Origin of the sequence: Actinorugispora endophytica, from assembly GCF_004363075.1 — a bacterium.
GTDB lineage: Bacteria > Actinomycetota > Actinomycetes > Streptosporangiales > Streptosporangiaceae > Actinorugispora > Actinorugispora endophytica.
Window position 1 is genome coordinate 69,064 of record NZ_SNYN01000004.1, and the last position, 13,193, is coordinate 82,256.

Below are 13,193 nucleotides of genomic sequence, written 5' to 3' on the forward strand. Positions count from 1 at the left end.
GAGAAGGCCTACGGACGATGCCGACCCGCCACGCCGGCCTCCCGCGCGCCGCGAGGGGGCGGCTCGCCGGCGGGTTCCTGCTCTTCCTCCTCTCCTCCTTCGGGCAGACGTTCTTCGTCTCGCTCTTCTCCGACGACATCCGCGCCGACCACGGCCTCTCCCACGGCGGGTTCGGCTCGCTCTTCATGCTGGCGACCCTTGCCGGGGCGCTGGCCCTGACGAGGGTCGGCGGGGTCGTCGACCGGTGGAGCGCGCGCACGGTGGTGCTGGTCTCGGTCCCGGCGCTCGCGCTGGGCGCGGCGGCGATGGCGCTCGCGACGCACGTGCTGACGCTCTTCCTCGCCCTGTTCGTCCTGCGCCTGTTCGGGCAGGGGATGATGACGCACACGTCCTTCACCCTGATGGGCCGGTGGTTCGACCGGGGGCGGGGGCGCGCCACGTCGGTGGCCGCGCTGGGCCTGAACGCGGGGGAGGCGCTGCTGCCCCTGGCGGTCGTCGCGGTGGCCGCCGCCGCGCGGTGGCGCGAGGTGTGGTGGCTGGCGGCCGCCGCGGTGCTCCTCTCGCTCTGGCCGCTGGTCGCACTGCTGGGAGGGGGGCGCGGGCCCGGCGGCCGTCCCGGGGAGCGGCCCGCGCGCGGCGCCCGCGACCGGACCCGCCGGGAGGCGCTGCGCGACCCGGGCTTCCACCTCCTCGTCGCGGCGATGGCGGCCCCGGCCCTGGTCGGCAACACCGTCTTCTTCCACCAGGCCCACCTGGGGGAGCTGCGGGGTTGGCCGCCGGAGGTCCTGGCGTCGGCCTTCACCGCCTACGCGGCGGTGACGGTCGTCGCGAACCTGGCGGGCGGCCACCTGGTGGACCGGTTCACCGCGCTGCGGACGGTGCCGTTCTACCTGCTGCCGCTCGGCTGCGGGCTGCTCGTGCTCGCCGCGGTGGACGAGCCGTGGGGCGCCTTCGCCTTCATGGCGCTGTACGGCGTCACCAACGGGCTCTCGCTGGGCCTGTTCGGCGCGGTGTGGCCGGAGATGTACGGGACGGCGCACCTGGGGGCGATCCGCTCGGTGGTGGTGGCGGTCCTGGTGTTCGCGTCGGCCGCGGGCCCGGGCGTCACCGGTCTTCTGATCGACGCCGGGGTCGCCTATCCGCCCCAGGTCGCGGCGCTGGGCGCCTACTGCCTGGCCGCGTCCCTCGCCGCGGCCGCCGCCACCCGCGCCCGTCGGGGGAGCGGCTCCCGTCCGCGCTGACGGGGAGGGCCTGCCGAACTCCCGTGCGGCCTCCGGCACGGGGCCGGCGCGCGGGTGGACGGACCGGACCCCGGGCTTGTCCGGTCGAGGGGATCACAGGGGCGTCCGGACGGACGTGGGGCCGGGGGCCGGTTCGCGGCACCTCCTCCGGATACCGAACGACCCCCGCGCCGGAGCTTCCCTAGGCGGACACGGCCTGGAAGCTGGCCAGCGGAGGGCCGTAGACGAGTTGCGAACCGGCGCGGTCGACGTCGGTGATCGCGAGGTCGCGCGCCCCCACGCCGCCGCAGAAGTAGTGCATGACCGACTTGGGGTCGTAGGCCGTCAGGTCCAGGGTCCCCGTGGCGTCCTCGTCGGGGCACACCGCGGGCGCGCCCGAGCTGATGTGCTCGTGCCGGAATCCCAGGGAGTGTCCGAGCTCGTGCCGGAGCACCCCCACGTGGTCGAAGTCGGTGTCGTGGTACGACGGGTCGATGAGCACCCGGCGCCGGTGGGCGGGGTCGTTGGGGAAGAACGCCGAGGCGATGAACGCCCCGTTGGCGTTGATGTGCCGAACGGGGAACAGGACCTCGGGCGGGCGCAGGGACTCGCTGCCGTCGGCCGAGTCGACGTACCGGAACTCCACCCCGCAGGTCATGGACCAGTCGCCGGTGGCCAGCAGCATGTTCTCCACCACCTCCTCGTACCACTCGCTCCTGGGGAACGTCCGCCGGAGCACGCAGTAGCTGAGAACGGTTCCGGGCGCCCAGCGGACGAGCTTCCCGCCCTCGACGATGCCGATGAGCGCGCTGGGCTGGCCGACGGACCCGCCGATCGCGGTCTGGGCGAACCTGGCCCTCTCCACCAGCCGGGCGGTCTCGCGCAGCGCCCTCTGGGCCTCCTGGTAGAGGTCGAACTCGTCGGCGTCCAGGAGCAGGTCGCCTTCGACGGGGTGCAGGACCTCGTCGTCGACGGAGACGCCCGTCCGCCGGAGCTCCGGCGACGGGGCGCCGTCCGCGGTCCTCGCGCCGGGGACGACCGGGGTCTCACGTTCCGTTGCCCTCTCCACCATTTCCCTGTCCCTTCTCCAGGAGGTCGGGGCGGTGCATGCGAACCCACTCCACCACGACCTGGTCGTGCTCCATGAGCTGGTCGCCCCGCGCGACCCAGAACCTCTCGCCGTCGACCTCGACGACGGGGAGGGCGCCGCGCCACTCGACGAACTCCGGGATCGTCTCCACGAGTCCGCGGATCCCCGGGTGCCCGTCCAGGAGTCGCCCCTCGGGTGTCCGCCAGACCTCTCCGCGGTCCTCGTCGCTCACTCCACACCCCTCGGCTCCCCCTGATGGCCATGCTTCGCGGTCCGCCGCGCCGTGTCAGCCGCCTGCGCGTCTGGAATCCGCAAAGGTTCCGAAACCGGTTCCCGGGGGCCCGATCGGGAAGAGGGCCGGACATGGGAGACGAAGGGACCCCGTCCCGGGGCGGTCCGACGCCCGCGAGGCTGCGGAGGTGGCGCCGCATGCTGGCCGAGGAACGGGAGGAGGTCCGGGTCTACCGGACGCTGGCCTCCCGGCGCGACGGGGAGGAGCGGGAGATCCTGCTCGGGCTGGCCGACGCGGAGGAGCGCCACGTCGCGCACTGGGAGGGGCTGCTGGGCGGGGACGCGGGCAGGCCGCGGCGCGGCACCCCGCGGATGCGGCTGCTGGCCTTCCTGGCCCGGTGGCTCGGCTGGGTGTTCGTGCTGGCGCTCATGCAGCAGGCCGAGAGCCGTGCGCGCCGCGACGCCGACGTGCCGCCCGCGATGGCCGCCGACGAGCGCGTCCACGCCGAGGTGGTGCGGGGCCTGGCCGCGCGGGGGCGGACGCGGTTGTCGGGGACGCTGCGGGCCGCGGTCTTCGGGGTCAACGACGGGCTGGTGAGCAACATCGCGCTGGTCCTCGGGGTGATCGGCGGCGGCGCGGGCACCCGGGCCGTGCTGCTCACCGGGCTGTCCGGGCTGCTGGCGGGGGCGCTGTCGATGGCGGCCGGGGAGTTCGTCTCGGTGAGCTCGCAGCGTGAGCTGCTGGCGGCGTCGGCGTCGGACGAGACGGCGCGGGACCTCGTCTCCGAGCTGGACGTCGACGCCAACGAGCTCGCCCTGGTATACCGGGCCCGGGGGATGCCCGCCGACGAGGCGCGGCGCCACGCGGACGCGGTGCTGCGCCGCCGGTCCGTCCCGGCGGCGGCCGCCCCCGGTTTCGAGGGCTTTGACGTCGTCGGCAGCGGGGCCGGCGCGGCGTTGTCGAGTTTCCTGTTCTTCGGCGCGGGCGCCGCGGTCCCGGTGCTGCCGTTCCTGCTCGGGCTGGAGGGGGCCGTCGCGGTGGTGGCGGCCGGGACGCTCACCGGCGCCGCGCTGATGCTCGTCGGCGGGGCGGTGGGGGTGCTCTCGGGAGCGCCGCCGCTGCGCCGCGCGCTGCGCCAGCTCGCGATCGGCGCCGCCGCCGCGGCGGCGACCTACCTGCTGGGACTGGCGTTCGGCGCGGCCGTCGACGCCGCGGGCCGGTGACGCCGACCGGGGCGGGCACGGCGCGGCGCCGGCGTCAACACCGCCGGGGGATCGCTTTTCCAAACACTCTCCCAAGGAATTCCAGAAAGAATCACAAAGTCGGGGCGGGTCCGTCGGCCTGTCGTGGACAGTGCTCTTTCCGGGGGATACGTTGGGATTACCGGGAAGCCGGCCATTGAATTAAATCTCGAATCGATTATCGGTTCGGGATTCTGTTCTGCTGATTTCCGTTCCGGCGGACAAAGAGGGATCCTAATGGCCTCAGGACCAGAGGGCGCCGTGCGCGGCAGCTCCTACGCGGAGCTGTCCCGGCAGATGAAACGGGCGGGACTGCTCGAGAGGAGAGCGGGCCACTACGCGGTCAGGATCGCCGTCAACGCCGCGTTCTACGCGGGCTGCTGGACCGCGTTCGCGCTGATCGGCGACTCCTGGTGGCAGATGGCGACGGCCGTCCTCCTCGGCGTCGCCTTCACCCAGTCGGGCTTCCTCGGCCACGACGCGGGGCACCGCCAGGTGTCGGCCTCCCGGCGGGTCAACGACGCCGTCGGCCTGCTGCACGGCAACGCCATGATCGGCATCGCCTACGGGTGGTGGGTCGGCAAGCACAACCGGCACCACAGCCACCCCAACGAACTCGGCCACGACCCCGACCTCGCCATCGGCGTGCTCGCCTTCGACGACCACCAGGTGCCGGACAAGCGCGGCCTCACCCGCTTCACGGTGAAGTACCAGGCGTTCCTGTTCCTGCCGCTGCTGCTGCTCGAAGGGTGGAGCCTGCACTGGGAGAGCGCCAAGGCGGCGTGGCGGGGCGAGGGCCGCCGTCCCGTCCTGGAGCGGGCCCTGCTGCTGGGCCACGGCGCGGCCTACCTGGCGGCGGTGCTCCTGGTGCTCCCGCCCGGCAAGGCCGCCCTGTTCGTCCTCGTGCACCAGGGGGTCTTCGGCCTCTACATGGGGTGCTCCTTCGCGCCCAACCACAAGGGCATGCCGGTCCTGCCCTCGGGCACCAGGATGGACTTCCTGCGGCGCCAGGTCACGACCTCGCGCAACATCCGCGGCCACTGGCTGACCGACGCCGTCCTGGGCGGGCTCAACTACCAGATCGAGCACCACCTGTTCCCCAGCATGCCCAGGCGGAGCCTGCGCAGGGCCCAGCGGATCGTCCAGGAGCACTGCGAGGAGCACGGAATCGCCTACACGTCGACCACCTTCCTCGGTTCCTTCCGGGAGGTCTTCAGCCACCTGCACGCGGTGGGCGCCCCCCTCCGGAGCGGCTCCTAGGAGACCTCCGGCGCGGGGGTTTCGTTGGCGGTCTTGGGCTTTCTGCCCGTTCCGGAGCCCGGAAGGGCGGAAAGCCCAAGATCATTTCGGGCGGGGGCGGCCCCGGCCCTCCCGGCCGTCAGGCGGAGCGCGCCGCGTTCCAGGCCTCCTCGAACAGCTCGTGGGGCGGTCGGTGCGCCAGGCCGGGCTCCAGCAGGGACCGGTCCCGGTGCGTGGCGCCCGGGAGGAGCGGCAGGAGCGCCCGCTTGCGCTCCTCCGTGACGAAGCCGGTGTGGAAGGGGGAGTACACCCGGGCCAGCGGGCCGGGCAGGACGACCGACCGCCCCTCGACCACCAGGTCCGCCTCGGTCTCGCGCTCGGGGCGGGGCACGACGGCGCCGGAGCCGAGGAGTTCGCGCTGGGCGCGCCCGTGGCGCTCGGGGGACCAGCCGTTCCAGGTCCGCACGTGGTCGTCGGTCGGCACGGCCAGCGCGGCGAGCTGCAGGTACAGCGCGGCGGCGTCCTCTCCCACGCCGATCCCGGCGCCGACCTCGGCGACCAGGCCCGGCGCGCTGTGCAGCGGGTTCAGCTCGTAGCCGCCCTCGGGCACCGGTGTGGCGGCGGCCCGCTCGGCCAGCCGGGTGTACCCGTCGCCGAACAGCAGCTCCCGGTAGGCGCACAGCAGCGCGAAGTCACCGTAGGAGTCGGCGAGGAGGCGGCGCTTGGTCGCGACCTCCGGCTCGTCCCACCGCTGCTCCAGGAGCGCGGGGCGGAAGAGCAGTTCGGTGGGGTAGCGGGGGTGGACGCCGACGATGAACACCCCGTCGTCGTAGACCGCGTGGGTGCCGTCCCGCAGGGTGCGCGGCCCGAAGACCTCCCGCGCGACCCGGTTCTGCTCGGCCTGGGTGCGCGCCAGGTGCACCCAGCCGCACCTGACGACCAGGCCCGGGTCGCTCAGCCGCTCGCGGGCCAGCGCGAGCACGGTCGGCAGCTCGCGCCGGGCGCGGTGGCCGGCGGGGAGCCGGACCGCCGCCCAGGAGACGAGCTGGGCCGTCTCCTTCAGGTTCGACCGCAGCCACGCCGAGGGGAGGCCGGGCTGGCGGTAGGGCGCCAGTTCCACGGTGGAGTCGGGGGCGCGGGTGAGGGCGGCCGCGCGTCCCGGCGCCTGGAGCCTGGAGAGGACGGCCGGGCCCGCGTAGCGGGGGGCGGCGGCCGCCGTCGCGGCGTCGACGAGGTCATGGGGATCGCCCTCCCCGTGCCAGGCCGCGGCGACCCGGTCGACCGCGTCGTCCAGGCCGCCCTTGTCCCACAGCGGGGCGGGGCCGCCGGGCGGCACGACGGCCGCGGCGAGCCGCAGCCGCTGGGCGCCGTCCAGGCGCCCCAGGCGCGCGAGGGCGGCCTTGGTGTCGCGCACGGTCAGCTTCAGCGCGCGGCGCCGGAGGTCGGTCAGCGGCTTCTTGGAGTCGCCGCCCAACGGGAAGCCGTTGAGGACGAGCGCGGCCGCCGCGGGGGTGACGCCGATCCGCTCGCCGAGCCGCTCGGCGGCGGTCCGGGCGGGCTTGCCCCAGGGGAGGGGGCCGCGCCGGTCGAGCTCGCCGAGGAAGGCGGTGATCCCCTCGGCCGTCGCCCACCCGGGATCGACGTCGCGGACGAAGGCGGTGCGGCCGCTCAGCGGATCGGGGGCGCCGGGCGCGGGTGAGCGGCGCAGGAACCAGCGGACGCCGTCCCCCGGGTACCCGCTGACCTCGACGGGGTCGGGGCCGAACGCGCTCGAATGGTTCGCGTAGTCGACCCGGTGCAGCACGGCGGTCCCGTCGCCCTCGGGCGGTTCGCCCACGAGGGCGCCGTACTGCCACCCCCGGCCCGGGTCCGCGACGGGGGGCAGTTCCGCCCAGGCGCGCAGGAACGCCGCCAGGGCGGCCCGCTCCTCGGGGGACGCGGCCGCGGACGCGGCGCGCAGCGCCACGGCGCCGACGTACGCGAGAAGCGGCCCCCAGGGCACCTCCAGGCGCGGTTCCTCCGGGGCGGCCTCCTCCGCTTCCCCGCCGCTCAGCAGCGCGGCCGCGCCGCGCAGCGAGGCCAGCGTGGAGTAGCGGTCCTTCGGGGAGCGCTTGCTGTAGGGGAGGCGAAGGAGCAGGCCCTCCAGCGCGCTGTCGAGCTGGGCGTCGGTCCCGGGCGGGGGCGTGCTCACGGCCGGGCCGCCGCCGGCCTCCCCGGTCTCCCCGGCCTTCGGCGGGGCCGGGGGCGCGAGGTCGGGGTGGACGCGGGCGACGACGGGCGCCAGCGCGGGGAACTCCAGCAGCTGGGCGCGGGTGAAGGGCGCGGGCTTCCCGCGCCGGTGGCCGCCGCGCCCGGTGGGAGGCTCGGGCGCGCCCTCGAAGGCGGCGACCTCGCGCTCCAGGAGCGCGCCGAACCGGGGGTCCGCGGCGAGGTGGGCCAGGGGGCGGCGGGCCTCGCCGGAGCGGTGCCACTCGGTCAGCGAGAGGTTCCGCACGGGGTGGGCCAGCGGGATCCCGTGCTCCAGGACGACGTCCAGGACGTTGGCGTCCACCGGGTCGTCCTCGGCGGCGGCCAGCCGCAGCCCCCGCCCCCCGGCGACGAGCGCGGGGGCGAGGAACGCCACCAGCTCCAGCACGGCGGCCGACGCGTGCGACGGGGTCGAGCGCAGCGGGACGAGCCAGTCGTCGCCGAGCCAGTCGGCGATCGGGACCCCCGGGCTCAGGACCCCCTCGCGCAGCCGCCGGGCCACGACCGGGTCGGCGAGCAGCCTCTTCAGGAGGCCGCTGCCGTGGACCTTGGAGTCCAGGAACCACAGTCCGCCGCCGCCCCGGCACAGCAGGCGGCGCAGGAACGCGTCGTCGGCGCGGGCCAGCCGGGTCATCGCGGGGGCGTGGGAGCGCCAGAAGGAGACCGATCCGGAGTGCCCCCCGTCGGCGAAGAAGTCACCGAGGTTGCGCACGTCCTCCTCGGCGGTGTCCAGGCCGGCGGCCCGCGCGAGGCGGCGCAGGTCCCGGAACGCGGTGGTCTCGCTGTCGGACGCCCACCGCACCCGCGACCGGTACTCCGCGTAGGCGGCGGCGGGGCCCTCCCGCTCGGCCACCGCGTCGCACAGCGGCCCCAGGTCGTCGAGGCCCTCGGCCAGCAGCGCCCGCCGCAGCTCCAGGTCGCCGGTCATCCCCGCTTCGGCGAGCGCCTCCTTGGCGGCGGCGCGGCACCGCGCCGTCCAGTGCCAGTTGCCCGCCTCCCGGAACACGTTCTGCGCCTGGGCCCAGAAGGCGGGGAGGTGGGAGAAGGGCAGGCGGCGGGCGAAGTAGCGCAGGGTGTCGAAGCTCCGCCCGGGCTTGTCGCCCGCCTCCTCCAGGGCTCTGGCGAAGACGCCCGGGGACGTGAGGGCGGTGTCGGCGTGCTCGGGGTCGCGGACCAGCGCCCAGGCGGGGTAGCCCAGCAGCGCCGACCGGCGGGTGGCGGCCACCGCCGGGCCCGGCTCGGGCGCGGCGCAGCCCAGGCGCCGGGCCACGACGTCCAGGACCAGGCCGTCGGTGTCGGAGGCCAGGCGGACCACGGGGCGGTCGCCCAGGGAGGGGTGCCGGTAGACGCGGGCGCGCACGGCCTGCTCGTCCGGATGGCCGGGGGCGTCCACCGACAGCGCGGTCCGCTCGTGGACCGGCGCGGCCAGCGCGTCCAGGAGGAGGCCGCGCGGCATGCCGGAGCGGGACTCCAGCGGCCGGTCGGAGCGCAGGAGCTGGTCGGTGCCGGGCTCGGAGCCCAGTTCCAGGACGAGGTCGCGGACGTCCTCGAGTTCGGGGATGTGCTGCGGGTGCGGGAAGACGAGGTGGTCGGTCTCCAGCCAGGCGGTCTCCGCGTCCAGGGTGAGCACGCCGATCCGGCCTCCGGCGTCGATCCCGCGCAGCAGGCCGACGGTCGTGAGCGGGGCGCCGGGCGCGTCCCCCGCCCGGGTGCCCACGGCCGAGTCCCGCAGCACGCCCCGCCAGGCGGGGTCGGCCCACACCCGGCGCAGCAGCGGGACCGGGACCGGCCACGAGCCGCGCGTCCACGCCCGCGCCTGGCGCAGGCAGGCGGCCGCGTGCTCGTCCAGCCAGGTCTGGAGCGCGCCCAGCCGCCGGGCGGGCTCGGAGTCGGCGACCTGCTTGGGCAGCCGCTTCAGCACGCGTCCCCGCGCGTTGCGGCACCGCAGCCCGCCGTCGCCCAGCGCCAGCTCGTACCCGTCGGGGCCCGGAAGCCAGACGGCGTCGTCGTTCTCGGTCGTGTCCAGGGGGTTCGTCGAGGTCATGGCGGAACAGTATGCACACCCCGTACGACGCCCCCTCGCCGATCTTGACCTTTCCGGGGTCTCAACCGTCTCCGAGCCCCCGGAAAGGTCAAGATCGGCGAGGGGGGCACCGGTAGGCGGCGACGCGCGGCAACCGCTGGTCAGGGAGCCCTTCCCGGGGGCAGAATCGGGGCCATGCCGATCCGCCACGCCCCACTCGCACCGCACCCCGACCGGTTGCTGCCCGCGGACCCGGGGGTCCGCGCGATCGCCCGCCGACTCTACGAGGAGGTGCGCGCGGCCCCGATCGTCTCCCCGCACGGGCACGTCGACCCGCGGCTGCTGCTCGACGACGCGCCGTTCGGCGACCCGGCGTCGCTGCTCGTGACCCCCGACCACTACGTGACCCGGCTGCTGCACGCCTCCGGGGTCCCGCTGGAGGAGCTCGGGGTCGGGCGGGGGCCGCTGCCCGAGGCCGACGCGCGCCGGGCGTGGCACCGGCTGTGCGCGCGCTGGCACCTCTTCCGGGGCACGCCGGTGCGGTACTGGCTGGAGTCCGAGCTCGCCGAGATCTTCGACGTGCGGGTCCGCCCCTCGGAGGACACCGCCGACGCCGTCTACGACCACGTCGCCGAGCGGCTGACCCGGGACGCCTACCGGCCGCGCGCGCTGTTCGACCGCTTCGGGATCTCGGTCCTGGCCACGACCGACGACCCGTGCGACGACCTGTCCGCGCACGCCGCGCTCGCCGCCGACCCCGCCTGGACCGGCCGGGTCGTCCCCACCTTCCGCCCCGACCGCTACCTGGAGGCCGCCCGCCCCGAGTGGGCCGGGGACGTGGCCCGCCTGGGCGAGGCCGCCGACACCGACACCGGGACCTACCCGGGCTGGGTCGCCGCCATGGAGGCGCGCCGCCGGTACTTCGCCGAGCACGGCGCGACCTCGGCGGACCACGCCCACGAGGACGCGCGCACCGACCCGCTGGACGCCGCCGAGGCCGACCGGATCTACCGCGCCGCGCTGGCGGGCGCCGCCGCGCCCGGCGAGGCCGTGGCGCTGCGGCGGCACATGCTGCTGGAGATGGCCCGCATGTCGTGCGAGGACGGCCTGGTCATGACGCTGCACCCGGGGGTGCGGCGCGGCCACCACCGGCCCACGGACGCGCGCTACGGACCCGACACCGGCCACGACATCCCCCTGCGCACCGAGTTCACCGACGCGCTGCGGCCGCTGCTGGAGCGGTACGGCACCCACCCCGGCCTGCGCCTGGTGCTGTTCACCGTCGACGAAACGGCCTTCTCCCGGGAGCTGGCGCCGCTGGCCGGGTTCTACCCGTCGGTCTACGTCGGCGCGCCGTGGTGGTTCCTCGACGCGCCCGAGGCGATCCGCCGCTACCGCGCCGCGGTCACCGAGACCGTCGGGTTCTCGCGGACCTCCGGCTTCATCGACGACACCCGGGCGTTCTGCTCCATCCCGGCCCGCCACGACATGTCCCGCCGCCTGGACAGCGGGCACCTCGCGCAGCTCGTCGCCGAGCACCGGCTCGACGAGGACGAGGCTCTCGAAACACTCGTCGACCTCGTCGGGGACCGCCCCCGGGAGGTTTTCCGGCTGTGAGCGGGCTCCGCGGGGACGGGGCGCCGCCGGGCGGATGCCGCGCGGGGCGGTCCGCGCGCTGGCCGCCTGGCCGCCTGGGCGCACCACCTGCGTGGCGGCTCCCCGGTCACCGACCCGCACGCCGACGACCCGGGCGGCCGGGCGGCCGGACCGCTCCCGGGGGCGGCCGCCTTCGGAGTGTCTCGGGTCCGTTTCTCCCCCCGTGCTGTTCCGACGGCTCCAAGCGGCGGCTCCAGCCCGGGTCCGGCCGGGGCGGCCGCGCTCCGAGCGCCTCAGCGCCCGTCGAACCTCAGGTCGGGGATCGCGGCCAGGTCGATGCCGTAACGGGCGTAGACCCTCGTGGTGTTCTCGCCGGTCAGGTCGTCCTCGCCGTAGCCGAGCAGGGCCGCCACGCGCACGACCTCCGCCCGGTCGGCGGCCTCGATCTCCAGGTAGGGCGGGATGCGCGGCCAGAAGTCGATCTCCAGCCGCGCGCCGTCCAACAGGAAGCTGCGGCGCCGGTTCTCCTGGTACGCCTTGGGCCGGTAGCCGAGCTTGCCCAGCAGGGCGTCGGCGGTGTCGAAGTCCCCGACGGAGGTCTCGGTCTCGCGGGTGCCGCCGATGTCGTCGGAGTCGATCTCCTTGACCGTCAGCGTGACCTCCTCGCCGTTGTCCCGCAGCCTGATCCACCGGGACGGGTCGGCGGGGTCGATGTCGTAGACGTAGCGGCGCTGCAGCGCCTCGCCGACGGTACTCCCGCCCTTGTCCAGGATGCGTCGGGCGGTGGATTCGGGGTCGACGTCGAGGACCTTGGCCTCGTACTCGATCTCGGTCACTGGTGGAAACCTCCGTGTCGACGTGGGTGCGCGCGGCCGGGGACGGATTCTACGGGTGATGCCAGGACGGGCCCTTCGGGTCGCCAAGCCAGACGCGGTGTTCGTCCGCGTCGACCGTGAGGCCGAACTCGGTGGCGGGCGGCCCGCCGTGCTCCCGCCACCACCGGTGGACGGCCTCGAACTCGTCCCAGAGGCGGCGCGGGCCGCCCTGCTCGCCCCGGTTCGGGCGCAGTCTGGCCCATGACGGGCCGTCGAGTGCCGAGAGCCACACCAGCGGCGGTCCGCCGGGGGGCGCCCCGCATGCCGAATCGCCAGGCCGGGACCATGAGCGCCAGCGGGAGCGCCCGCGCGCCGTCGAGGACCAGGCGCCGCGGGTCCTGATCGACGCGGCGCGCGGTCGCCGCCTCGGCTCCCAGGTCGTGCGGGCGGCCGTGGTCACCGCGCTGGCCGCGCAACCACATGAACGACAGGGGGCGGGTGAACGGGCCCTCGGCGGTGCCGTCGCGCACGGTGAGACGGGTCAGCAGACCGCCCGGCATGCCGGAGGAGGGCGCCCACGGGCACACCACCAGACCGTCGTCGCGGGTCTGGCCGATCCAAGGGGCGGGAATCCGCGAAACCGCGCACGTCAAGACGACCCGATCGCGCGCTGGTCGCCCAGCGCAGGGCGCTGGAAACGCACTACATGAGTTGGTGGCGCCAGCTCGCCGGGGGCACCCGCGCCCGCCAAACGGCGGCCAGGGACCTGGAGGGGCGGACCCACCGATTCCGTATCTTCGAGTCCGCGTGCGTACCCGGCCTGCTCCAGACCCCCGACTACGCCTGGTACATGATCCGCCGGGGTATCCATCTGCACAGCGCCCCCAATGATCTGGAGGCCGGAGTCCGTGTCCGAATGGAGCGCCGCCGAATCCTGGACGAGCCGGACCGGGTGTTCGACATGCTCATCTGGGAACCCGCACTGCGGATGAGCCTGAGCCCGCCAGGCGTCATGGTGGGACAGATGGACCACATCGCCGACGTCATCAGGCGCGGTACCGTCGGCATCGCTATCCTGCCCACCGAAGCGCGGGTCTCCGTCGTCCCCTCACACGGCTTCTGGATCTTCGACGACGACCGGGTTCTCGTCGAGACCATCGGTGCGGAGCTGTGCCTCACCGACGACGACGCGATCACCCCCTACCGCAAGGTGTTCGCCGAGCTGTCAGGGGCGGCGGTGCGCGGTTCCGAAGCGCTGCGGATCGTGGCGCGGGTCCGCCACGAGTTCGCTGCCGGCCCGACGGGGGCTTCCCGGTGATCTTGACCTTTCCGGGGTCTCGACCGCGGTCGAGACCCCGGAAAGGTCAAGATCGGCGAGGAGGCCGTCCACGCGCGCACGCCGCGGCGGAGGACAGATCATGGAAACCGCTTGCCACCGCGAGCGGGGCCGCGCCTCAATGAGAGGCTGTGGGAACCGGGAAACCACACCG

Annotated in this window: 10 protein-coding genes; 5 read left to right on the top strand and 5 right to left on the bottom strand. The window is 75.1% G+C overall.

What is annotated here, in order from left to right:
• The first annotated feature begins 17 nt into the window (after positions 1 to 17).
• Positions 18 to 1,241: an MFS transporter gene (locus EV190_RS07870; RefSeq protein ID WP_133740820.1), complete on the top strand. Its 1,224-nt coding sequence runs from the start codon at positions 18 to 20 to the stop codon at positions 1,239 to 1,241.
• Between the two features lie 181 nt (positions 1,242 to 1,422).
• Here EV190_RS07870 and EV190_RS07875 read toward each other — a convergent pair whose 3' ends face one another.
• Together EV190_RS07875 and EV190_RS07880 are read right to left on the bottom strand one after the other, a co-directional pair.
• A complete protein-coding gene (locus EV190_RS07875; RefSeq protein WP_133740821.1) occupies positions 1,423 to 2,292 on the bottom strand; it encodes a hypothetical protein in 870 nt (289 codons plus the stop codon).
• A complete protein-coding gene (locus tag EV190_RS07880) occupies positions 2,267 to 2,542 on the bottom strand; it encodes a hypothetical protein (RefSeq protein ID WP_133740822.1) in 276 nt (91 codons plus the stop codon). Before EV190_RS07880 ends, EV190_RS07875 begins: the two co-directional genes overlap by 26 nt.
• Positions 2,543 to 2,739: 197 nt before the next feature.
• Between EV190_RS07880 and EV190_RS07885 the strand changes: the two genes are divergently transcribed.
• Positions 2,740 to 3,765, top strand: a complete 1,026-nt coding sequence (locus EV190_RS07885) for a VIT1/CCC1 transporter family protein (protein ID WP_133740823.1) — start codon at positions 2,740 to 2,742, stop codon at positions 3,763 to 3,765.
• Between the two features lie 255 nt (positions 3,766 to 4,020).
• Positions 4,021 to 5,043 (top strand): fatty acid desaturase family protein, encoded by a 1,023-nt coding sequence (locus EV190_RS07890; RefSeq protein WP_133740824.1) that lies wholly within the window; start codon positions 4,021 to 4,023, stop codon positions 5,041 to 5,043.
• A gap of 118 nt (positions 5,044 to 5,161) precedes the next feature.
• Here the strand turns inward: EV190_RS07890 and EV190_RS07895 are convergent, their stop codons facing one another.
• Positions 5,162 to 9,313 (bottom strand): DUF4132 domain-containing protein, encoded by a 4,152-nt coding sequence (locus EV190_RS07895; RefSeq protein ID WP_133740825.1) that lies wholly within the window; start codon positions 9,311 to 9,313, stop codon positions 5,162 to 5,164.
• A 174-nt stretch (positions 9,314 to 9,487) separates the two neighbouring features.
• On the opposite strand from EV190_RS07895, the gene uxaC reads away from it, so the two are divergent.
• Positions 9,488 to 10,909, top strand: a complete 1,422-nt coding sequence (uxaC, locus tag EV190_RS07900) for a glucuronate isomerase (protein ID WP_133740826.1) — start codon at positions 9,488 to 9,490, stop codon at positions 10,907 to 10,909.
• A gap of 272 nt (positions 10,910 to 11,181) precedes the next feature.
• On the opposite strand, the gene EV190_RS07905 is transcribed toward uxaC, so the two are convergent.
• Together EV190_RS07905 and EV190_RS07910 are read right to left on the bottom strand one after the other, a co-directional pair.
• Complete coding sequence (locus EV190_RS07905) at positions 11,182 to 11,724, bottom strand: class IV adenylate cyclase (RefSeq protein ID WP_133740827.1); 543 nt, start codon at positions 11,722 to 11,724, stop codon at positions 11,182 to 11,184.
• 49 nt (positions 11,725 to 11,773) lie between these two features.
• Positions 11,774 to 11,995, bottom strand: a complete 222-nt coding sequence (locus EV190_RS07910) for a hypothetical protein (RefSeq protein WP_133740828.1) — start codon at positions 11,993 to 11,995, stop codon at positions 11,774 to 11,776.
• Between the two features lie 414 nt (positions 11,996 to 12,409).
• Here EV190_RS07910 and EV190_RS07915 point away from each other — a divergent pair, with 414 nt between their 5' ends.
• Positions 12,410 to 13,021 (top strand): DUF5753 domain-containing protein, encoded by a 612-nt coding sequence (locus EV190_RS07915; protein ID WP_133740829.1) that lies wholly within the window; start codon positions 12,410 to 12,412, stop codon positions 13,019 to 13,021.
• The last annotated feature ends 172 nt before the right edge of the window (positions 13,022 to 13,193 follow it).

Bases quoted from the DNA above. Each gene is read 5' to 3' on its own strand.
- EV190_RS07885 (WP_133740823.1), top strand. From the start codon at position 2,740: ATGCTGGCCGAGGAACGGGAGGAGGTCCGGGTCTACCGGACGCTGGCC.
- EV190_RS07870 (WP_133740820.1), top strand. From the start codon at position 18: ATGCCGACCCGCCACGCCGGCCTCCCGCGCGCCGCGAGGGGGCGGCTC.
- uxaC (WP_133740826.1), top strand. From the start codon at position 9,488: ATGCCGATCCGCCACGCCCCACTCGCACCGCACCCCGACCGGTTGCTG.
- EV190_RS07890 (WP_133740824.1), top strand. From the start codon at position 4,021: ATGGCCTCAGGACCAGAGGGCGCCGTGCGCGGCAGCTCCTACGCGGAG.
- EV190_RS07875 (WP_133740821.1), bottom strand. From the start codon at position 2,292: ATGGTGGAGAGGGCAACGGAACGTGAGACCCCGGTCGTCCCCGGCGCG.
- EV190_RS07895 (WP_133740825.1), bottom strand. From the start codon at position 9,313: ATGACCTCGACGAACCCCCTGGACACGACCGAGAACGACGACGCCGTC.
- EV190_RS07915 (WP_133740829.1), top strand. From the start codon at position 12,410: ATGAGTTGGTGGCGCCAGCTCGCCGGGGGCACCCGCGCCCGCCAAACG.